Annotated in this window: 17 protein-coding genes; 13 read left to right on the plus strand and 4 right to left on the minus strand. The window is 61.8% G+C overall.

Annotated features, from left to right (window positions below; genetic code table 11):
- Positions 1-57: 57 nt before the first annotated feature.
- The 6 genes from NQL71_RS26185 to NQL71_RS26210 all read left to right on the plus strand — a co-directional run bounded on the left by NQL71_RS26185 (position 58) and on the right by NQL71_RS26210 (position 9,440).
- Positions 58-1,332, plus strand: coding sequence for an MFS transporter (locus NQL71_RS26185; protein ID WP_077183177.1), 1,275 nt, complete (start codon positions 58-60; stop codon positions 1,330-1,332).
- A 3-nt stretch (positions 1,333-1,335) separates the two neighbouring features.
- Entirely contained in the window at positions 1,336-2,337 is a 1,002-nt protein-coding gene (locus tag NQL71_RS26190; RefSeq protein WP_077183178.1) for a YeiH family protein, read from the plus strand.
- 185 nt (positions 2,338-2,522) lie between these two features.
- A complete protein-coding gene (locus NQL71_RS26195) occupies positions 2,523-4,349 on the plus strand; it encodes a DUF1302 domain-containing protein (protein WP_077183179.1) in 1,827 nt (608 codons plus the stop codon).
- Positions 4,350-4,386: 37 nt separating this feature from the next.
- Complete coding sequence (locus NQL71_RS26200; RefSeq protein WP_077183180.1) at positions 4,387-5,745, plus strand: DUF1329 domain-containing protein; 1,359 nt, start codon at positions 4,387-4,389, stop codon at positions 5,743-5,745.
- Between the two features lie 68 nt (positions 5,746-5,813).
- Complete coding sequence (locus tag NQL71_RS26205) at positions 5,814-6,902, plus strand: WD40/YVTN/BNR-like repeat-containing protein (RefSeq protein WP_274643587.1); 1,089 nt, start codon at positions 5,814-5,816, stop codon at positions 6,900-6,902.
- Between the two features lie 15 nt (positions 6,903-6,917).
- Complete coding sequence (locus tag NQL71_RS26210; RefSeq protein WP_082240465.1) at positions 6,918-9,440, plus strand: efflux RND transporter permease subunit; 2,523 nt, start codon at positions 6,918-6,920, stop codon at positions 9,438-9,440.
- Between the two features lie 66 nt (positions 9,441-9,506).
- Here the strand turns inward: NQL71_RS26210 and NQL71_RS26215 are convergent, their stop codons facing one another.
- Positions 9,507-10,043, minus strand: coding sequence for a glyoxalase superfamily protein (locus tag NQL71_RS26215; protein ID WP_046820252.1), 537 nt, complete (start codon positions 10,041-10,043; stop codon positions 9,507-9,509).
- A gap of 379 nt (positions 10,044-10,422) precedes the next feature.
- Here NQL71_RS26215 and NQL71_RS26220 point away from each other — a divergent pair, with 379 nt between their 5' ends.
- Positions 10,423-10,899 carry an HvfA family oxazolone/thioamide-modified RiPP metallophore gene (locus NQL71_RS26220; RefSeq protein WP_274643588.1) on the plus strand — a complete coding sequence of 159 codons (477 nt, stop codon included), beginning with the start codon at positions 10,423-10,425 and terminating at the stop codon, positions 10,897-10,899.
- Positions 10,900-11,075: 176 nt separating this feature from the next.
- Here NQL71_RS26220 and NQL71_RS26225 read toward each other — a convergent pair whose 3' ends face one another.
- The gene (locus NQL71_RS26225; protein ID WP_274643617.1) at positions 11,076-12,104 is read right to left on the minus strand and encodes a D-cysteine desulfhydrase family protein; all 1,029 of its coding nucleotides are present in this window, start codon (positions 12,102-12,104) and stop codon (positions 11,076-11,078) included.
- Between the two features lie 266 nt (positions 12,105-12,370).
- On the opposite strand from NQL71_RS26225, the gene NQL71_RS26230 reads away from it, so the two are divergent.
- Positions 12,371-13,606: an MFS transporter gene (locus tag NQL71_RS26230; RefSeq protein ID WP_274643618.1), complete on the plus strand. Its 1,236-nt coding sequence runs from the start codon at positions 12,371-12,373 to the stop codon at positions 13,604-13,606.
- Here NQL71_RS26230 and NQL71_RS26235 read toward each other — a convergent pair.
- Positions 13,590-14,477, minus strand: coding sequence for a LysR family transcriptional regulator (locus tag NQL71_RS26235; protein ID WP_274643589.1), 888 nt, complete (start codon positions 14,475-14,477; stop codon positions 13,590-13,592). The genes NQL71_RS26230 and NQL71_RS26235 overlap by 17 nt on opposite strands.
- Positions 14,478-14,736: 259 nt before the next feature.
- On the opposite strand from NQL71_RS26235, the gene NQL71_RS26240 reads away from it, so the two are divergent.
- The 4 genes from NQL71_RS26240 to NQL71_RS26255 are packed head-to-tail and all read left to right on the plus strand — an operon-like array spanning position 14,737 to position 18,312.
- Positions 14,737-15,051, plus strand: a complete 315-nt coding sequence (locus tag NQL71_RS26240; protein WP_046820247.1) for a DUF485 domain-containing protein — start codon at positions 14,737-14,739, stop codon at positions 15,049-15,051.
- Positions 15,048-16,721 carry a cation acetate symporter gene (locus NQL71_RS26245; protein ID WP_274643590.1) on the plus strand — a complete coding sequence of 558 codons (1,674 nt, stop codon included), beginning with the start codon at positions 15,048-15,050 and terminating at the stop codon, positions 16,719-16,721. Before NQL71_RS26240 ends, NQL71_RS26245 begins: the two co-directional genes overlap by 4 nt.
- Before the next feature lie 52 nt (positions 16,722-16,773).
- Entirely contained in the window at positions 16,774-17,328 is a 555-nt protein-coding gene (locus tag NQL71_RS26250) for a cytochrome b (RefSeq protein ID WP_166619089.1), read from the plus strand.
- Positions 17,329-17,331: 3 nt separating this feature from the next.
- Positions 17,332-18,312, plus strand: a complete 981-nt coding sequence (locus NQL71_RS26255; RefSeq protein ID WP_274643591.1) for an NAD(P)H-dependent flavin oxidoreductase — start codon at positions 17,332-17,334, stop codon at positions 18,310-18,312.
- Positions 18,313-18,386: 74 nt separating this feature from the next.
- Here the strand turns inward: NQL71_RS26255 and NQL71_RS26260 are convergent, their stop codons facing one another.
- Positions 18,387-19,292, minus strand: coding sequence for a LysR family transcriptional regulator (locus NQL71_RS26260; protein WP_046820243.1), 906 nt, complete (start codon positions 19,290-19,292; stop codon positions 18,387-18,389).
- A 116-nt stretch (positions 19,293-19,408) separates the two neighbouring features.
- On the opposite strand from NQL71_RS26260, the gene NQL71_RS26265 reads away from it, so the two are divergent.
- On the plus strand, positions 19,409-20,074 hold the full coding sequence (locus NQL71_RS26265; protein ID WP_274643592.1) for an MOSC domain-containing protein: 666 nt from the start codon (positions 19,409-19,411) through the stop codon (positions 20,072-20,074).
- The last annotated feature ends 91 nt before the right edge of the window (positions 20,075-20,165 follow it).

Genomic DNA, 20,165 nt, shown 5'->3' on the forward strand with positions numbered 1-20,165 from the left:
CATGGGACGGGTGGCATCGAGCCTTACCTTCATAAAAACAATCAAAGGTACTGACGAATGTTCTGGAAAAAGAGTCCCTGTGCCGTCCTTGCGACGCTGATGGTGATTCACCTGTTGGCCCAGGTGGACCGCAATATCCTGCTGGGCTTCGCCCCGCAGATCACCGGTGAGCTGGCGATCAACAATGCGCAGTACGGTTTTCTGGTCGGCGCGGTGTGGGTACTGAGCTATGGCGTGATGGCGGTATTTCTCGGTGCGCTGGCCGATCGTCACAGTCGGCCGCGGGTGATCGGCGCAGGCATGCTCGTCTGGAGCGTTTGTACGGTGGCCTCCGGTTACGTCCAGAACTTCGAACAAATGGTCGCGGCGCGTTTTCTGGTGGCCACCGGCGAAGCCGCACTGGTGCCCGCCGCCACGGCCCTGTTGATGGAGCTGTTCTCGGAAAAACGTCGGGGCACCGCGGTGGGACTGTTTTACCTCGGCATTCCGTTGGGCATTGGCTGCAGCTTTTTGCTGGCGGGCACACTCGGCGCCGCCCATGGCTGGCGCACCACGTTCCATTTCCTCGGTATCGCCGGGGTGATCATTGGCTTGCCGTTAATGCTGATGAACGACAAACGCAGCACGTGCATGGTGCAGGAGCGCGGCGAACCCCTCGCCGCACAGATGGCCGCCGTGTTCGGCGAACTGCGCAGCAACAGTGTGGTGCGTTACACCGTGACCGGGTTCGTGCTGGCCCACCTGGCCTATCCGGGCATTTCATTCGCACAACTCTGGATGACGCGGGAGAAAGGACTGGACCCGGCCTCGATTGCCATGACCCTGGGCGCCATGCAGATCGTTTTCGGTTCGTTGGGCGCGTTGGCCGGCGGCATTCTGAGCGACCGCCTGGCCCCTCGTTTCAAGGGCGGCCACGGCAGTGTGCTGGCGTTGCTCATGCTGGTGTGCGCGCCGTTCATGATCGCTTATCGCCTGGTACCGGTCGATTCGCCGCTGTTTCATGTGGGGATGGCGGTCGGCATCTTCATGTTGATGTCGCTCTACGGTTCCGCGACCACCGCTATTCAGGGCGCGGTCCCGGTGCGCATGCGTTCGACGGTCATGGGCTTCTCGATGCTGCTGCTCAACCTGTTTTCGGTAGCACTGGGCACCTTCGTCGTCGGCTGGATCAGCGATGCATTGACGGCTGCCGGAGTGGATTCGCCGCTGACCCATGTGTTGCTGGTCAGCGACATTCTCGCCCTGGTGCTGGGTGGGGTTTTCTTTTATGTGGCGGCGCGTATCAAGCGTGCAAGCGCCTGTGCGATGCCGACTATGGGTATCAAGGTTTAGCTTATGACCAGGTCCGCCGTCCTCCAATTGCAGTCGGTCACCAGCCTGTATCTGCCGGGTGTGCTGGCGAGCATCGTAGTCGCCATTGCCGCGCGCTTCCTGGCTGACCAGTACCACGCGCCGGTGATGCTGTTGGCACTCTTGCTCGGCATGGCCATGAACTTCCTGGCGGCGGGGCCGAGCAGGGCCGGTATCGACTTCAGCGCCCGGGAAATCCTGCGCGTGGGCGTGGCCTTGCTGGGGCTGCGCATCTCGCTGGAGCAGATCGTGGCGCTGGGCTGGCATCCGGTGTTGATCGTGGTCGTGTCGGTGGTGGTCACCATCGGGGTGTCGATGCTGGCGGCGCGCGCCCTGGGCTTCAATGCGCTGTTCGGCCTGTTGTCCGGCGGGGCCACCGCGATCTGCGGCGCGTCGGCGGCACTGGCCCTGGCGGCGGCGTTGCCGGGCCACCAGGCCAAGGAGCGGGCGACGCTGTTCACGGTCATTGGCGTGTCCAGCCTGTCGACCCTGGCGATGATCGTCTATCCGCTGATTGCCCAGGCGCTGGGCCTGGACCCGCTGCAAGCCGGGGTTTTTCTCGGCGCCACCATCCATGACGTTGCCCAGGTGGTCGGTGCCGGCTACAGCATGTCCCATGACATCGGCGATACCGCCACGGTGGTGAAACTGATGCGCATCGCCATGCTGCTGCCGGTAATCGTCTGCGCGGTGTTGATCACCCGCGCCCAAGGCGGGCAGGGCACGGGTGAGCGGCCACCGTTGTTGCCCTGGTTTGCCGTGGCGTTCGTGGTGCTGGCGACGTTGACCAGCCTGGGTTGGTTGCCATCGGTGGTGCAGGGCCTGGGCAATCAGTTGTCCAGTTGGTGCCTGGTGGTGGCCATCAGCGCGTTGGGGATGAAAATCCAGTTGAAGGAACTGGCTACGGTGGGGTTCAAACCCATCCTGTTGATGGTCGGTGAAACAGTGTTCTTGCTAGGGCTGGTGTTGCTGATGATACGACTCTGAAGTTGAGTCTGGTCGTTCAATAACGCGGATGTTCTGACGCCGGCGGTATTGACTGGATCTCGTTGAATGAACTGAACGCTCCCCTGACGGGGTTATGAGTGGTGGGCACTGTCATGCCCGAATTTTGAATAGCCAGGTGTATTTCCATGAACGCAAAACAACAACAAAAACCACAGAGGCAACCTATGCGGGCAAACAAGACTCATGGCGTTGGTGTGTTCGAGCCAACGCTGCTGGCCTCGGCGCTGTTCATCGCCATGTTGCCGGCGGCACAGGCCTTCGAACTGGGCACCGGCAGTGAAGACTGGGCCGTGCGCTTCGATAACACCTTGAAGTTCAACTACGCCCAGCGAGTCGAAAGCCCTAACAGCAAGTTGGCCAACTCATGGAACAACAATGATGGCAATCGCAACTTCTCTTCCGGCAGTGCGGTGTCCCAGCGCCTGGATGTGCTGTCCGAACTGGACGTGACGTACCAGAAGAAAGCCGGTTTTCGCGTCAGCGCCAACAGCTGGTACGACCATGCCTACGACAATGTCGGCAGTGACAACGCGGCGACCAACCAGCTCAACGATGGCCGAACGGATTCGCGCCACGTGAGCGGTTATGTCGATCGCTACTACAACGGTCCGTCGGCGGAGATCCTCGATGCCTTCGTCTTCGGCAGCACGGAAATCGGCGAAGACTCGATCCTCAGCGCCAAGCTCGGCAAGCACACCCAGTACTGGGGCGAAAGCGTCCTGGCCTTTGCCCACGGCAACAGTTACGGCCAGTCGGGCCTGGACATCAGCAAGGCGCTGGCGGTGCCCGGCACCGAAGCCAAGGAGCTGTTCATCCCGCGCAATCAGTTGTCGGTCAGCTTTACGGTCAACCCGGAACTGACCCTCGGCGCGCAGTACTTCCTCGACTGGGACGCTTCGCGCCTGCCGGAATCCGGTACCTACCTGGGCTTCAACGACGGCATCCAGAACGGCGGGCACAACCTGTCGCTGATCGGTGGGCAAAATCCGTTCTTCGGCGCCCCGGGCGCGATCGGAGCCAACCAGTTCCTGCGCCTGAGCAATGGCCATACCTTCAAGCCGGACAAACGCGGCGACTTCGGCCTGATGGCGAAGTGGAGCCCGGAATGGCTCGACGGTACGCTCGGTATCTACTACCGCAACACCTCTGACATCTTGCCCAACCTGGTGCTGCAGCCGACCGCTGTCGGCCCAGCCCAGCTGATCTCCGGCAACATCGGCAGCTACAACCAGTTCTATGTCGACGACATCGATATCTATGGCATCAGCCTGTCGAAAAGCGTCGGCGATGTCAGCGTCGGTTTCGACCTCAACTACCGCGAAAACATGCCCCTGGCCAGCGTCGCCGGTACCGTCAGCCCGGCCGCGGTAGCTGCCGGCCGGCCAGGTTTCATCGGCGGCTTCGACGGCGAAGACGGCGTGGCTCGCGGCAACACCGTGCATGCGGTGCTCAACGGCCTGACCACCTTTGGCGACACCCCGCTGTGGGACAGCTCCTCATTGCTGGTTGAACTCGGCTATAGCCGGTGGCTGAAGGTGACCGACAACAAGCAGCTGTTCAAGGGCGAGGACTGGTACCGGGGTACCGACAAGGTCACCAAGGACAACTACATCATTGGGGTCAACTTCAACCCGACCTGGTACCAGGTCTTCCCGGGCATCGATATGTACCTGCCGATGACCTACAACGTCGGCCTCAACGGCAACTCCGCCGTCCAGTTGGGGGGCAACGAAGACGCCGGCAGCTACTCGGTCGGCGTCGGCTTCGACGTGCACAACCAATATCGCTTCGACCTGAAATACGTGGACAACTTCGGTCCATTCGACACGTGCAGTTCGCCAGGCAGCGCTGGCAGCCAGGGAGACGGCGCTGCGCCGGGTGCCAACGGGCAGTACAACTGCACGCCCGGACAAACCACCGCCTTTGGCGGTACACCGGCCCAGCTCAAGGATCGCGGCATGGTAACGGCCACCTTCAAGACAACTTTCTGATTCGCGATTGCTTAAAAACAATCAGGAGAACGACACCATGAAATGCATGCACAATCTGTTAACCGCCTCCGTCGCGCTGGCGTTCGCCGGTCTGGTCCAGGCCGCGGTACCCGCCGCAGACGCCGGCAAGCTGGGCAGCAACCTCACTGCCGTCGGTGCCGAAAAAGCCGGCAACGCCGATGGCTCCATTCCGGCCTATACCGGTGGCCTGACGACCGCGCCAGCGGGTTTCAAATCGGGCGATACCCTGCGTCCCGACCCTTATGCCAACGAGAAACCGCTGCTGGTGATCGATGGCAAGAACGTCGCGCAGTACAAAAACCAGCTGACGGCCGTCACAGTCGAACTGGCCACGCGTTTTCCCAGCTTTCGCGTCGAGGTCTATCCGACTCATCGCAGCGTGGCCCTGCCACAGAGCGTGCTGGACAACACCTTGAAGAACGCCACCGGCGCCAAGTCGCTGGAGGGTGGCAACGCCATCGAGAACGTCCTGCCGGGGGTGCCTTTCCCGATTCCGCAGTCAGGTGCCGAAGCCATGTGGAACCACCTGCTGCGTTATCAAGGAGTGGCGTATTCGACCAAGTATGACTCCTGGAACGTCGATGCCTCGGGCGCGCAGATCCTTGCCACCAGCGGCGAGATCGTCAATTCGTTTCCGATCTTCGAAGACCTGGGCAAGGTCATCGATGGTAAGGACACCTACTTCCAGACTCGTCTGTTCTACACCGGTCCCGCACGCCGGGCGGGCGAGGCGATCATGCTCAAGGACGCCGCCAACCCGCTGGCCCAGGCGCGTCGTGCCTGGCAATACCTGCCGGGGCAACGCCGGGTGAAGCTGGCGCCGACCCTGGCCTATGACACGCCAAACCCGGGCACGGCTGGCTCGGGCACCTATGACGACGTGTACGTCTTCAACGGTGCGCTGGATCGCTACGACTGGAAGCTGGTGGGCAAGCAGGAAATGATCGTGCCTTACAACACCTACGCGCTGAGTTACATCAAGGACCCGAAAGCCCTGACCACACCCAACCACCTGGCGCCGCAATTCGTGCGTTGGGAGAAGCACCGCGTGTGGGTGGTGGAAGGCACGCTCAAGGCCGGCGCCCGTCACGTCTATGCCAAGCGTCGCTTCTATCTGGACGAGGACAGCTGGGTGGCCCTGGCCTCCGATCAGTACGATGCGCGCGGCCAACTGTACCGTGGCTCTTTCAGCTTCCTCTCGCAGAGCTACGACGTGACCACCCCCAACACCACGCCGCACGTGATCTATGACCTGGTGGGCGGGACCTACAACATCAACGGCTTGTCCGGCGCCTACGGCGGCATCAAGTACATCGCACCGCTCACCAAGGCGCAGTGGTCACCTGACGCACTGGCCGGTAACGGTATTCGCTAAGCGCGTTACACCAGCAGGCCCGCTGCACCTCGGGTGCAGCGGGCGCGGTTTTGCCAGGAGGACGCACTATGTGTTCATTGAACAAGCGCAGGTTGCAGGCGTTGGTGATGCTATTGGCGCTGTGGCAGACGGGTGCCCAGGCGAGCGGCTACATCGATGTGCTGGATCTGCCCGCAAGGGCCAGTGCCTTGGCGGGACGCAGCCCCATGCTCGACGTGGCGAATGCGGGGCAGCGCCTGCTTGCCGTAGGGCAACGCGGCCATATTCTTTATTCCGATGACGCCGGCCAGCAATGGCAGCAGGCGAGTGTGCCGGTCAGCAGCGACCTGAATGCCGTTTACTTTTCATCCCGGGACCAAGGCTGGGCCGTGGGCAACGATGGGGTCATCCTGCACAGCAGCGACGCCGGCGTGACCTGGAGCAAGCAACTGGACGGTCGCCAGATCGGCGCGTTGCTGGTCGAGCATTACTCGCAGTTGGCCAATGCAGAGCCGGCCAACGAACAGTGGCCGCTGCTGGTCGCGCAAGGGCAGCGGCTGGTGGAAGAGGGTGCCGACAAACCCTTGCTCGACGTCTGGTTCGCCGACGACAAACTCGGCTATGCCGTTGGTGTGTTCAACCTGATCCTGCGGACCGAGGATGGCGGCCAAAGCTGGACGCCATTCCAGGATCGCACCGACAACCCGCAGAACTTACATCTGAACGCGATCAACTCGACCGGGGATGCCTTGTACATCGCGGGAGAGCAGGGGTTGTTGCTCAAATGGGATAGCTCTCAGCAACGCTTCATGGCCTTGGAGACACCCTATCAAGGCAGCTATTTCGGCGTGGTCGGCAAGCCTGGCGAAGTCGTGGTCTACGGCCTGCGCGGCAACCTCTTTCGCAGCACCGACGGCGGCCTGAGCTGGACCCCGTTGAAAAGCGCAGTGCAAGTGAGCATCACCGCCGCGGCCGTCGATGCTCAAGGTCACTATCGGTTTTTCACCCAGGCCGGTCACATGCTGGTGGCGAAGGACGACAGCGGTCGCTTGCAGCTGGTGGTGCAGCAATCCCCGTCACCGGTCGCAGGCGCGACATCGCGGCTCGACGGCGCGCTGGTCGTGGTCGGCAGCCGTGGTGCCCGCACGCTTCTCGAAGAACAAGAGCCAGAACAATAGAGCGAGAACTCACACATGGCCCCTACCAAGCAAGACAACATGCCGGTCATCCGCGATCTGCGTGATTTCGATCGGCGCTCCGGCAACCTGCTGGAACGGCTGGTGTTCAACCATCGGCCGCTGTTCATGCTGCTCATGGCCGTGGCCACCGTGGTCCTGGGTTACATGGCCGCCACGCGTCTGGAACTGCGCCCCAGCTTCGAGAAGATGATTCCGCAGAGCCAACCCTACATCCAGAATTTCCTCGAGAACCGCCAGTCGTTGCGCGGCCTGGGCAACTCGGTGCGTGTCGTGGTGGAAAACACCCAGGGCGATATCTTCGACCCGAACTACCTGACGGTGCTCAAGCAGGTCAACGACGAGCTGTTTCTCAGCGAAGGGGTTGATCGCGCCTGGATGAAGTCGCTGTGGACGCCTGCGGTGCGCTGGACTGAAGTCACCGAGGAAGGCTTCCAGGGTGGTCCGGTGATGCCAGATACCTATGAGGGCAAACCCGAGCAGATCGAACAGTTGCGCCAGAACATCTCCCGCGCCGGCATTGTCGGCAGCCTGGTGGCCAGCGACTACAAGTCGAGCATGTTGGTCGTGCCGCTGCTGGACAAGGCCTCGGCCACCGGCCAGAGCATCAACTACCACGCCTTTTCGCAGATGCTCGAAGAGCGGCTGCGCGACAAGATCGAGTTTGCCGGTGACAGCTCTGCGCGTAAGTCCGGGGAAGAGGGCAAGGGGCCGTACAAAGTGCGGGTGATCGGTTTCGCCAAGCTGATGGGCGACCTGATTGATGGCTTGATTCAGGTGATGATGTTTTTCGGCCTGGCCGTCATCACTTCACTGATCATCATCTACGCCTACACCCGTTGCGTGCGCAGTACCCTGTTGGTGGTCGGCTGCTCGTTGATCGCGGTGGTCTGGCAACTGGGCATCGTCGCCTGGCTGGGCTATGCCATCGATCCGTATTCGGTCCTGGTGCCGTTCCTGATCTTCGCCATCGGCGTGTCCCACGCGGCGCAGAAGATGAACGGCATCATGCAGGACATCGCCCGTGGCACGCACAAGCTGATTGCTGCACGCTACACTTTTCGCCGTCTGTTCATTGCTGGCGTCACCGCGCTGCTGGCGGACGCGGTGGGCTTTGCCGTGTTGATGCTGATCGACATTCCGGTGATCCAGGACCTGGCGATCACCGCCAGCATCGGTGTCGCGGTATTGATCTTCACCTCCCTGTTGCTGATGCCGGTGGCGCTGTCCTACATCGGCGTCGGGCGCAAGGCCGCCGAGCGCGCGCTGAAAATCGATACCCGTGCCGAGCACCACAAAGGCTTCGGCAAACTCTGGGACCTGCTCGATCGCTTCACCACGCGCAAGTGGGCGACCGGCACCGTGCTGGTCGCCGTGTTGCTGGGCATCGGCGGGTTCATGGTCAGCCTGCAACTGAAAATCGGTGACCTCGACAGCGGGGCGCCGGAGTTGCGCGCCGACTCGCGCTATAACCGCGATAACGCCTACATCACCCAGCATTACGCGCTGTCGAGCGACCTGTTCGCGGTGATGATCAAGACCCCGGCGGAAGGCTGCCTCAACTACCAGACCCTGGTACTGGCCGACCGCCTGGCCTGGGAGCTGCAACAGTATCCGGGCGTGCAGGCCACCGCTTCGCTGGTCAACGCGGTACGCCAGATCACCGCCGGCACGTACGAAGGCAACCCCAAGCTCAACAGCATCCAGCGTAACCAGGACGTGCTGAACTACGCCGCGCAGCAGGCTTCGGTCAATGCCCCAGAGTTGTTCAATACCGATTGTTCATTGATGCCGGTGATCGCCTTTCTCAAGGACCATAAGGCCGAGACACTGGATGCGGTGGTGGCGATTGCCGACAAGTTCGCCAGGGAGAACAGCAGCGATGATCGCCAGTTCCTGTTGGCGGCCGGCAACGCCGGTATTGAAGCGGCGACCAACATCGTGGTGCGCGAGGCCAACCGCACCATGCTGCTGTACGTTTACCTGGCGGTGACGCTGTTCTGCCTGATCACCTTCCGCAGCTGGCGCGCCACGCTGGTGGCGCTATTGCCGCTGGTGCTGACCTCGATTCTTTGCGAAGCCTTGATGGTGGTCATGGGCATCGGCGTGAAGGTCGCGACCCTGCCGGTGATCGCCTTGGGCGTGGGGATTGGCGTGGACTACGCGTTGTACCTGCTCAGTGTGCAGTTGCAGTACCAACGCCAGGGCCTGTCGCTGTCCCAGGCCTATCGCAAGGCCGTGGCCTTCACCGGCCGGGTGGTCGGGCTAGTGGGTATCACCCTCGCCGCCGGCGTGGTGTGCTGGGTCTGGTCGCCGATCAAGTTCCAGGCCGACATGGGCATCCTGCTGACCTTCATGTTCCTGTGGAACATGCTCGGCGCGCTGATTCTGATTCCGGCGCTGTCGTTCTTCCTGCTGCGCAAACAACGGAGTGGGGGAGCGCTTGAGGTGGCCGATCGCGAGGCGGTTGTTGCCCCGGGCAAGCGGGTGGAGTTCGCCGCCAGTTCCCTGCGTCGATAAGCGCTGGACCAGCGCATCCAGGCGGCCAGCAATGCGCCGTCTGGATGCGAACTGGGGTCTACCCGATCAACCCTGGCAGAAGCGGATCCGGTTGCCGAATGGATCGTAGACTTCCAGGACTTGCCCCCAGCCCTGCTGGACAATCTCCGGACGCCCGTAGCCATAGCGCTTGGCGAGTAACTCGTCGCGCAGCAATTCGATATTGTGCATCGGGACAAACACCGTCGAGCCCGGGCTGGCGTCGCCATGATGTTCGGACAGGTGCAGTTGCAGACCGTTGCGGCTGATGCCCAGGTACAGCGGCAGGTCGGCTTCGAAACGGTGCTCAAATTCGACGCTGAAACCCAGGAAATCAAGATAGAACTCTCGGGCCTTGGCTTCGTCGAACATGCGCAATATGGGAATAGGCTTGTCGAAGGTCACGGTGGTCGCGGGCTTTGTGTCGGCCTGGGGAAGCATGGCGGACGCGGTGTTCCAGTCCTTGTAGCCCAGTTGCTGCGCGACCAGTTCCAACGCGGTGGAGTGAGACAGGCTCTGATTGCGTTCCTCCAGCGAGGCGCGCAACTGTTTGGCCATCTGCTTGGCTTGCTCGATTGAAATCATCGTTGCTCCTGTAGCCGAGATCCTTGGGTGCCCGCGTTGCCAAACCTCGACCGTCAAGAGATACGACAGGGTTCGCATGAGGAAGCGATGCTTTCACCTTTCCCATCGGGAGCGAGCGGCGGGCAGCATCGGCCCGGTGCCGATAATACATAGCCGCCCCCGAGACGGGAAGGCATGCGCCTGTGTATCGCTGTGTATCCAGGCCCGTCGTACGCAGAGTGGCTTACAAATGCCCCCGCAACCGGATACATCCGGGATACACGTGTGCCGTCAAATAGCCCTGCCTTAGCGAGAAAGCAAACGCACCTCGCTCCACGGCTTATTGCCCTTGTGGCATGACCCACGCGGCTCGGCCGCACACAGTCTCCGGAGAATCACCATGTCCCGTATGTCTAACAAATCCCGCATTGGCCTGATCGCTGTTGCACTGGCCGGCAGCCTCAACCTCGCTTCTACCGCCTTTGCCGCAGACGCATTGCCCCAAGGCTACCAACTGGCCTCGGCGGAAAAAACCAGCGAAGGCAAGTGTGGTGAGGGCAAGTGTGGTGAAGGCAAGTGTGGCGCAGAAGAAACCGGCGCCAAAGTGACCAAGGCCGGCGAAGGCAAGTGCGGTGAAGGCAAATGTGGCGATGCTTCGTTCGCCCGTACCGACACCGACCACGACGGCCGCGTTTCCCTCAAGGAACTGCTGACCGTTGCCCCGCAAGGCGGTGAAGAGTTCAAGGCCATGGACACCAACAACGATGGTTTCCTCTCCGAAGGCGAGGTCTACAAATTCCGCACCAACCAGTTCACCTCCAACGGCAAGAAAGTGCCTACGGAATTGTTCACCCAGATGAGCAAGGCGAAGAGCTGATTACGCGATACGGCGGTAAACAAACCTCCCTGGGTTTTTCCCTGGGGAGGTTTTTTTGTTTTTTCAGTTACCAGATCCAGCGCGATCCCACATCCAGCGCCTTGACCTTGAGGCCGCCATCGCTGGCATGCCAGTTCCTACAGTAGATCGGTTGCAGCCGCGATAGGCGTTGCCCCTCAGTCAAAGGCACTGCGGTAGGCAAACAGCCCGGGCATGCCGCCGGTCATCACAAACAGCAGATTACTGCCCGCCGGATAGTCGCCCCGGCGTACGGCGGCGAGCAGGCCGGAGAAGGCCTTGCCGCCGTAGACGGGGTCGGTGAGCAAGCCTTCCCGGGACGCGAGCAGGCGTACTGCTTCGAGCATCGCGTCGGTCGGCGCGCCATAGGCATCGCCGCGCTGGCTGCCGTCCACGCGAATCGAGTCGTCGGCCAGCGTTGTGGACGGGTCCAGCAGCTGTAGAACCTGGCGGGTCTTTTCCAGGGTCGTGGTCGTGGCCTGTTCCTCTGTCGCCAGCACCGAGTAGCCGAGAATGTGCGTCGAAGCGCCCGCCACGGTGACACCGGCCAGCAACCCTGAGTGCGTGCCGGCGCTTCCGTTGGGCACGATGATCTGCTCGAAATGCACGCCCAGCGCATCCGCCTGGCTCAGGATTTCCGAAGCGCAGGCGGCATACCCCAGGCTGCCCCGGGGGCTGGAACCGCCAAGCGGCATCACGAAGGGCTTTTTACCTTGCCCCTTGAGTGTGTCGACCCGTTCTGACGCATAGGTATCAGGCACGACGCCTCGAGAGAGCCGATGGACCTTCGCGCCAAACAGTGCGTCGAGCAGTACATTGCCGTTGTGGCAAAAATCGTCGTCGGTGCGCACGGCAGAGGGTGTCAGGATCAGCTCGCAGGCGAGGCCGTGACGAGCCGCCGCGGCCGCGGTGAGCCGCGCATGATTGGATTGAAAGCCGCCCCAGGTCACCAGTGTATCGGCGCCTTCGGCCAGGGCTTCGCCGAGCAGGAATTCCAGTTTGCGCAGTTTGTTGCCACCGCCGCCGAGACCGGTCAGGTCGTCGCGCTTGACGTAGAGGTTGCAGCCATTGAGTTCTGGCAAGCGGCTCAATCGGGACAGTTTCTGGATCGGGGTCGGGCCTTCGAGCAGGGCCACCCGTGGGTAGGCGGCCAATGCGGCATCAAGATGATTCAAGTCGTGGGGCATGAAGGATCGCTCATGGGGTAGAGGAAGCTCGGTGGGCTTGATCGCCATCTGCCACTCTAGGAAGCCATGGCGTGAAGATATACCGCTGGCGAGGAATTACAGTTGATACACCGTGTAATGAACGCTGATATCTTAAAAGCAGATAACACTGATCTTGATTATTCGTTTATTGAGATATCAACGCGCGAGATAACGTCTGCCCGACTGAAAGTAGGGAAGGGCAGACGATGAACAACGAGAAACCAGCGACAGCCGACAGTGGCCCGATGAATTATGCCGAGCGCAACCTTGCCTACTGGCAGCGCAACCTGGCGGTTTGTGTGTTCGGCTCGTTCACCACCCTGGTCAGCCTGAGCATGCTGTTGCCGTTTCTGCCGCTCTATGTGCAGCAGCTGGGCGTCACTGCCCAGGCCGACGTGGTGCAGTGGTCCGCCGTGGCGTTTGGGGCGACATTTTTTGGCACTGCGATTACCGCGCCGTTGTGGGGGCGGTTGGCGGATCGGTATGGGCGCAAGCCGATGCTGGTACGCGCGGCCATCGGCATGGCGGTGGTGATGTCGCTGATCGGGCTGGCGCGGGATGTCACCGACCTGGTGGTGTTGCGCCTGGTCGCCGGGCTCATCGGTGGTTATGCCTCGGCTTCGATCGTGATGATCGGTTCCCAGGTGCCACGGGAAAAGGCCGGTTGGGCCTTGGGCGTGCTGTCGACGGGGGCATTGTCCGGCAACCTGATCGGGCCACTGGTGGGGGGCTTCCTGCCGCAGTGGGTCGGCATCCGCGGCACTTTTTTCGTCGGTGGTGCCATGATCGCGGTGGCTGCGATCACTACTGTCGTGCTGGTTCGCGAAGACTTCCGTCGGCAGTTGGACGGGGCACGCCGGAGCAATACTTCCAGACATCAGGCCGACAGTGCGCGCTGGCCGATCATCGCCGCATTACTGATGACGGCGATGATGGTGCTGCTGGCCAACATGTCGATCGAGCCGATCATCACCGTCTACATCGGTCACCTGGGCGTGGCCTTCGATGATCAGGCGCGGATTGCCGGAATCGTGATGGCGTGTTCGGCGCTGGGCAGCATCTTGACGGCCGCCCGGCTGGGGGCGTTGGCTGATCGTGTTGGCAGCTGGAATGTGATCACCGGATGCCTGGTGCTGACCGGCATCGTCATGGTGCCCCAGGCATTCGTCACGCAGTGGTGGCAGCTGGCAGTGCTGCGCGGCCTGATGGGCATGACCATTGCCGGGTTGCTGCCGGCGATAGCCAAGCTGATCCGCCAATCGGTAGCGGAGCACAACAGCGGAAAAGTCCTCGGCTACCTGCAATCGGCGCAGTTTTCCGGACAGGTGATCGGGCCCCTGATCGGAGGCCAGATCGGTGCGCATTTCGGCCTGCACCACGTGTTCCTGGTCACGGGTGCGCTGCTGGTGGTGTGTGCCGGGGTGAACGGCTGGATCAGGTCACGGGTTGATACGCTGCAGAGTGCTACGACGCCAAGGTAGCGGGAACCCCATCAAGACGCACGCTGTGCAGGAAGGTGGCCAGTGCGCTGGAACAGTAGCCATCGATGCGCCGCACGAACACCGTCTCGACTTCAGCCAGCTGCGGGGACAGTTCGTGCACGGCCACCAACCCCTCGCGGGCCGCATTGGCAACCACGCCCCTGGGCAACAGCGTGACCCCGACTCCAGCCGATACGCAGGCAATGATCGCTTCGATGGAGCCGAACTCCAACGGCTCGGGGGCGAGGGCGCCGAGGTTGGCCAGCAGCGTATCCAGGCGTTGGCGATAAGAGCAGCCCAGGCGGAAAACCACGGTCTTGAGGTTCAAGGCCGCGGCGACATCCTCCACGCGACGCAAGCTCGGTGAGGTGACCAGCACCAGTTCTTCGCGAAAGACGACTTCGCTGTGCAGCTGCGGATGATTGACCGGGCCAACCACGAACGCGCCCTCCAGCTTACAGTCGATGACGTCCTGGATCAGGCTGCAGGTGGTGCCGGTGCGCACCACCGGGCGCACCTCAGGGTAAGCCTTGGCAAATCGAGCGATCAGCTGCGGCAGGCGCAGGGCGAGGGTGGTCTCCAGCGTACCGATCTCCAACACACCCCTGGGCTGGCCGTCATCGCGGGCGGCGCTGGAGGCATCGAGCAGCAATTTCGCCAGGCGGTCGGCGAAGGGCAGGATGCGCCGCCCCGCGGGCGTCACCTGAACGCCCTTGGCGCTGCGTTGGAACAGCGCAACCCCCAACTCGTCCTCCAGCGAGCGGATCCTCGCGGACACGTTCGACTGTACGGTGTTCAGTTCGCTGGCGGCCTTGTTCATGCTGCCGTGGCGCGCCACCGCGGCCACTACCTTGAGATCCGTGACATCCATCGAACTCACCTATCTGAAAAAACCGTAACGGGTGCGCAATTCAAAGCCCATTAGAGATTAACAGGCGTCGGAGAACAACCCGAGACTGGGTGCATGCAGATTCACCAAAAGCGATCAACTGAATCATTAATGATCATTTTACATGATCATTTGCCGAGCATAGGTTGACAGGGCACAGAGACCGCAGCCAGTGGCGGATCGAGTCTGAATCTGAGGCTGTGGAACAACAATAACGCTACCACTGCTACACGGAGTCAACGTGAACCATGCAACCGAATCGGCCAGGATCCGTCACCACCCCCGGTACAAGGATCTGGTCTCGCGCCAGCGTACGTTCGTCGCGAGTCTTACCGCGGCAACCCTTGTCCCTTACTTCACGTTCATCCTCGTCGCCGCCTTCGCGCCCCAGCTGTTGGCAACGAAACTGTCGGCGACCAGCATCATCAGTATCGGTTGGCCACTGGGCGCGGTTTTTATCATCGGCGCCTGGTTGTTCACCGGCCTTTACATCCTGCGTGCCAACGGTGAGTTCGATGACCTGACGGCACAGATCCGCGCGGGGGCCATCGTATGAAACGCATCCTGCACAACCTCTTCCTCGGCACGCTGCTCGCAGCGCTGGCCTGCGGTGCTATGGCCGGCGACGTGTTGCAGAACGTCAAACAACAACCGATCAACACCACCGCCATCGGCATGTTCCTGGTCTTCGTCGTGACGACGCTGGGCATCACGTACTGGGCCGCTTCCAAAACCCGATCCATGGAGGATTTCTACACGGCCGGTGGCGGCATCAGCGGTTTCCAGAACGGCCTGGCGCTGGCCGGGGACTACATGTCGGCGGCGGCGTTGCTGGGGGTCACCAGCATGATCTTCTTCAACGGCTTCGACGGCGTGCTGTACTCGATCAGCTTCTTTGTCGCCTGGCCCCTGTTGCTGTTCCTGTTTGCCGAGCGCATCCGCAATCTGGGGCGTATCACCATCTCCGACATCGCGTCATACCGCCTTGACCAGAATCGCATCCGCACCCTGACGGCCTTCGGCTCGCTGACGGTGGTGTGCTTCTATCTGGTGGTGCAGATGGTGGGGGCGGGGCAGTTGATCCAGCTGTTGTTCGGCTTGCCCTATCACTATGCGGTGATTGCCGTGGGCCTGTTGATGGCGGTCTACGTCACCTTCGGCGGCATGGTCGCCACCACCTGGGTGCAGATCATCAAGGCTGGGTTGCTGCTGGTGGGGGGAACCTTGCTGGCGATATTGGCACTGAGCAAATTCGGTTTTTCCTTCGATCTGTTGTTTGAGCAAGCCGTGGCCGCGCACCACGATGGCGAGCGGATCCTGCTGCCGAGCAAGCTGGTGGCCGACCCGCTGTCGCTGATCTCGTTGTCACTGGGGCTGGTGTTTGGCACGGCGGGATTGCCGCACATCCTCATGCGCTTCTTTACCGTGCCGGACGCCAGGCAAGCGCGCAAATCGGTATTCGTGGCCACAGGCTTCATCGGCTTTTTCTACTTGATCGTGGCGGTGCTGGGCCTGGCTGCCATCGTCATCGTCGGACAGGACCCGGCCTTCTACGAGTCCGGCGTTGTCGGCGGCAAACTCATCGGTGGCGGCAACATGCCGGTGATGCACCTGGCCAAGGCCGTGGGCGGTGACTTGCTGCTCGGTTTCATTTCCGCGGTGGCGTTTGCGACGATTTTGGCGGTGGTGTCCGGCCTGACCATGGCCGGCACTTCCGCGATCTCCCATGACCTGTATGTGATGGTGGTCAGGAAGGGCAAGGCCGAGGCCCGGGACGAGCGTCGCGTATCGCGGATTGCCTCGGTGGGTATCGGTATCGTCGCGGTGGTGTTGGGGATTTTGTTCAAGGACCAGAACATCGCCTTCCTGGTGGCGCTGACCTTCGGCGTGGCGGCTTCGGTCAACTTTCCCATCCTGGTGCTTTCGATGTACTGGAAAGGGCTGACCACCCGCGGCGCCTTGATTGGCGGCATCGCCGGGCTGGTCAGTGCTGTCGGCCTGGTGGTGCTCTCGCCAGCGGTGTGGGTCAAGGTGCTGGGCAATGCCGAGGCGATCTTCCCGTATGACTACCCGGCGATCATCTCGATGAACGTGGCGTTTCTCTTTACCTGGCTTGGCTCGGTGACCGATCGCAGCCAGGGCGCGGTGCTCGAGCGCGAGCGATTCGACGATCAACTGATCCGTGCCCAGACCGGGCTCGGGGCCGCGCAGGCGGTTAATCACTGAAGCGGTCATCCCCCACCTTTTTGATGTGCGTCTTTTGCAAAGGGAGCCTGTCATGCAACTCAAAGACAATGGCCTGAGATTTTCACCTGTCACGGTGGTAACACACTGGATCGTGGCGTGCTCACTGCTGGCGATTTTCGCTCTGCAGCTGCTGATCGATCATGCCTCCAGCGCGGCACTGCAACAGCCACTCGGCCGGGCGCAAAACCTGCTCGGCCTGATCCTGTTCCTCGTCTCGATCTATCGGTTCTGGGCGCGGGTCACTTCCTACCATCCGCTACCGGTGGGCACGCCAAACCCCATCGAAGTGATCATCAGCCGTTCGGTGGCAGTCGCGCTGGCCCTGGCGATGGTGCTGCTGCCGATTGCAGTCTGGGCTTCACGGGCCGCCGCCGGCGAGGTGGTGCAATTGCCCGGCGGGTTGTGGATTCCAGCGCTCCTGCCGGCCAATCCGACCTTGAAGCATGGGGTCGATGTGCTGTTCGACATCGGCGCCTCGGCGTTTCTTGCCGGTCTCGCGCTGCATGTCTTCGGCGCGCTGAAGAATCACTTTCTCCTGAAGAACAACACGCTCAAGCGGATGCTTGGAAAACATGTGGAGCTGTGAGTCATGAACCAGGACAGAATCGATTATGCGGGTAACGTCGTCACCCGGCTCTGCGGCGTGAGGTACCCGATATTCCTCGGCGGCATGGCCGCCATTTCCGGTCCGCAGCTGGTGGGCGCGGTGGCCAACGCCGGGGGCATGGGCGTCCTCGGCGGCTTGCGCCTGCCGCCACTGGCCCTGCGCCGCTGGATCGACGAAACACGGGCGCTGACCGACCAGCCCTTCGGCGTGAACCTGGTGCCGCAGTTTGGCGGCCCGGAAGTTTTCGAAGCGCAGTTTCAAGTGGTCCTCAGGGAAAAGCCCAAACTGCTGTCGCTGTTTTATGCCGAGCAGTATGCCGCCGACATGATTGCCAGGGCGAAGGACGCCGGGTTGCTGGTCATGGTGCAAGCGGGCTCGGTGGAGCTGGCCCGGATCGCCATCTCGCAGGGCGCGGACATCATCATTGCCCAGGGCAGTGAAAGTGGCGGTCACCTCAATCGCGGTACGATCGGCATCATGCCGTTATTGACCTCGATCATGGCTATCGCCGAGGGGCGGCCGGTACTGGCGGCGGGCGGTATCGTCCAGGGTGACGATGTGCGCGCACTGATGTCGCTCGGCGCATCGGGGGTGGTGGTGGGCACGGCCTTCATTGCCACCGATGAGTCGAACGCCCATGCCCTGTACAAGCAGAAGATCGTCGAGGCGACCGCCGATGACACCGAATACCGCACCGGCTATTCGTTCGGCTGGACCTACGGCACACCGCATCGTGTGATTCCCAATCGGGACAAATGGAACCTGCTGCGCCTGATCGGTGGCGGCGCCCGGGCGATCGACAAGCCGCGAATGGCGCAGAAGCTGTCGCTGTATGCGGGGCAGGGGGTGGGCAAGATTCACAGTGTGGTGCCGGCGGCCGAGCGGGTGGCGGAGCTGGCCCTCGGCCTGGTGACTGCACCGGATCAGCCGCCGAATAAACAGAGAAGGGCGTTAGGCGTGTAGGAGTCGGCTTGCCGGCGAAGGCGTCCTTGAATATTGCATCGAGCTTTCGGGCCTCTTCGCTGGCAAGCCAGCTACTACAGGGGTTTGCGCAAGGCCTTGCTTTGTGATCGCGCGATCTGCTGCTGCGCCAGGCCGATGAAGGCGCTCATGGCCGAGGTGATCATCGTGTCGTTGCGGCGGATGAACACCGTGGAGACATTGGCGAATTCCGGCGGCAGGGTGTGGCAGCGGATGGCGTGGCGCACGCTGCAGTTTTCCGCGATGGCCTTGGGCAGCAGGGTCACGCCCATGCCCGCCGCCACACACGAGAGGATGCCGTCGAGGGTGCCCAGCTCCATGATCTGGTTCGGCACCAGGCCCACCTGGTAGAACCAGTTTTCCAGGGTCGAGCGATAGAAACAGCCGGTGCGGAACACCAGCACGGTCTGCTGGGGCATTTTCTCGATCAGCGCGGCCAGCGTTTCGAACTGGTTGCTACTGACCAGCACCAGCTCTTCTGAAAACACTTCTTCCTGGGCCAGTGCCGAGTTCTGGTGGAAGCCGCCGACGAAGGCGCCGTCGAGGCGATGGGCTTCAATCGCCTTGATCAACTCGACCGTGGTGCCGGTCAGCAACGACAACTGCACTTGCGGATACTGCTCGCGGTACCGGGTCAGCACTTGCGGCAAGCGGATGGCGGCGGTGGTTTCCATCGAGCCCAAGCGCAGCAACCCTGACGGGCTGCCGGTGTCCATCAGGGCACTGCGGCTCTCGTCGGTCAGTTGCAGGATGCGCCGCGCGTAGCCGAGGAACGTCTCGCCCGCCGATGTCAGCACCACCCCGGACTTCTTGCGGATGAACAGCTCGCGATTGAGTTCGGCTTCCAGTTCCTTGACGCGCATGGTGACGTTGGACTGCACCGTATTAACCTGCAACGCGGCGGCGGTGAAGCTGCCCAGTTCGGCCACGGCGCAGAAAATCTTCAATTGGCGCATTTCCATGATCGTCACCACCCATCTTTAAAAGTGATTGTTGACATGCTTAACGATCACTTTACGGGCTTTTCCGCTGATTAGTAAAGTGGCCGTATCCAAGTAACTGAACGCGGTTTAAACCCATGACACTGACTTCGAAAATCGACCATGTCTTCGCTGGAGGCCTGGGGGTATTGCAACCCGAAGGGCAGCGCACCGGCATCTTCAAGCAACGCCGCGCCGGCCCCGTGCGCGTGGAGTTGCAAGGGATCGTCGGCGACCAGCACGGCGACACCCGGGTGCACGGTGGCCCGGAAAAGGCCGTGCACCAGTATGCGGCGCAAAACTACCCGCGGCTGGCGCAGGCCTTTGTGCCCAGTGCCGGGCAACTGGTGGCGGGGAGCCTGGGGGAGAACATTTCCGCGTTCGGGCTCTCGGAACTCAACGTGCACATCGGCGACGTGTTCCGTATCGGCAGCAGCGTGTTGCAGGTCTCCCAACCGCGCAGCCCGTGCTGGAAGATCAACCATCGTTTTGACGCCGAGCACCTGTCGATGTTCGTCGCCCGGGAGCGGATCACCGGTTGGTATTACCGGGTACTCGAGCCGGGTTTGATGGAAGCGGGGGACCGAATCGAGTTGCTGGAACGCCACGACGAACGCTTTTCCATCGACCAGTTCTGGCAGGTGCAGTTGTCGCACCGGCCGGTGATCGACGATTTGCTGGCACTGGCAGCGACCCATGGCCTGGCCGCGGACTGGAAGCGCCGCCTGGGTGAGCGGGCAAAATGGTTGCTTCATAAAATGTGATCCTTAAGATCATTAATCATCATTTTACATGATTTATCGGCGGACCTACCTTGGCCGTGTCGGGAGCGCTCAACAGCCCCCGACCTGACAA

This window comes from Pseudomonas serbica (assembly GCF_028823535.1).
Classification (GTDB): domain Bacteria; phylum Pseudomonadota; class Gammaproteobacteria; order Pseudomonadales; family Pseudomonadaceae; genus Aquipseudomonas; species Aquipseudomonas serbica.

What these genes read in the sequence shown, in the direction of transcription:
- NQL71_RS26185 (WP_077183177.1), top strand. Translation starts at nt 58, where the DNA reads ATGTTCTGGAAAAAGAGTCCCTGTGCCGTCCTTGCGACGCTGATGGTG.
- NQL71_RS26235 (WP_274643589.1), bottom strand. Translation starts at nt 14,477, where the DNA reads ATGGATGTCACGGATCTCAAGGTAGTGGCCGCGGTGGCGCGCCACGGC.
- NQL71_RS26225 (WP_274643617.1), bottom strand. Translation starts at nt 12,104, where the DNA reads ATGCCCCACGACTTGAATCATCTTGATGCCGCATTGGCCGCCTACCCA.
- NQL71_RS26190 (WP_077183178.1), top strand. Translation starts at nt 1,336, where the DNA reads ATGACCAGGTCCGCCGTCCTCCAATTGCAGTCGGTCACCAGCCTGTAT.
- NQL71_RS26220 (WP_274643588.1), top strand. Translation starts at nt 10,423, where the DNA reads ATGTCCCGTATGTCTAACAAATCCCGCATTGGCCTGATCGCTGTTGCA.
- NQL71_RS26195 (WP_077183179.1), top strand. Translation starts at nt 2,523, where the DNA reads ATGCGGGCAAACAAGACTCATGGCGTTGGTGTGTTCGAGCCAACGCTG.
- NQL71_RS26260 (WP_046820243.1), bottom strand. Translation starts at nt 19,292, where the DNA reads ATGGAAATGCGCCAATTGAAGATTTTCTGCGCCGTGGCCGAACTGGGC.
- NQL71_RS26255 (WP_274643591.1), top strand. Translation starts at nt 17,332, where the DNA reads ATGAACCAGGACAGAATCGATTATGCGGGTAACGTCGTCACCCGGCTC.
- NQL71_RS26245 (WP_274643590.1), top strand. Translation starts at nt 15,048, where the DNA reads ATGAAACGCATCCTGCACAACCTCTTCCTCGGCACGCTGCTCGCAGCG.
- NQL71_RS26200 (WP_077183180.1), top strand. Translation starts at nt 4,387, where the DNA reads ATGAAATGCATGCACAATCTGTTAACCGCCTCCGTCGCGCTGGCGTTC.
- NQL71_RS26230 (WP_274643618.1), top strand. Translation starts at nt 12,371, where the DNA reads ATGAATTATGCCGAGCGCAACCTTGCCTACTGGCAGCGCAACCTGGCG.
- NQL71_RS26250 (WP_166619089.1), top strand. Translation starts at nt 16,774, where the DNA reads ATGCAACTCAAAGACAATGGCCTGAGATTTTCACCTGTCACGGTGGTA.
- NQL71_RS26210 (WP_082240465.1), top strand. Translation starts at nt 6,918, where the DNA reads ATGGCCCCTACCAAGCAAGACAACATGCCGGTCATCCGCGATCTGCGT.
- NQL71_RS26215 (WP_046820252.1), bottom strand. Translation starts at nt 10,043, where the DNA reads ATGATTTCAATCGAGCAAGCCAAGCAGATGGCCAAACAGTTGCGCGCC.
- NQL71_RS26265 (WP_274643592.1), top strand. Translation starts at nt 19,409, where the DNA reads ATGACACTGACTTCGAAAATCGACCATGTCTTCGCTGGAGGCCTGGGG.
- NQL71_RS26205 (WP_274643587.1), top strand. Translation starts at nt 5,814, where the DNA reads ATGTGTTCATTGAACAAGCGCAGGTTGCAGGCGTTGGTGATGCTATTG.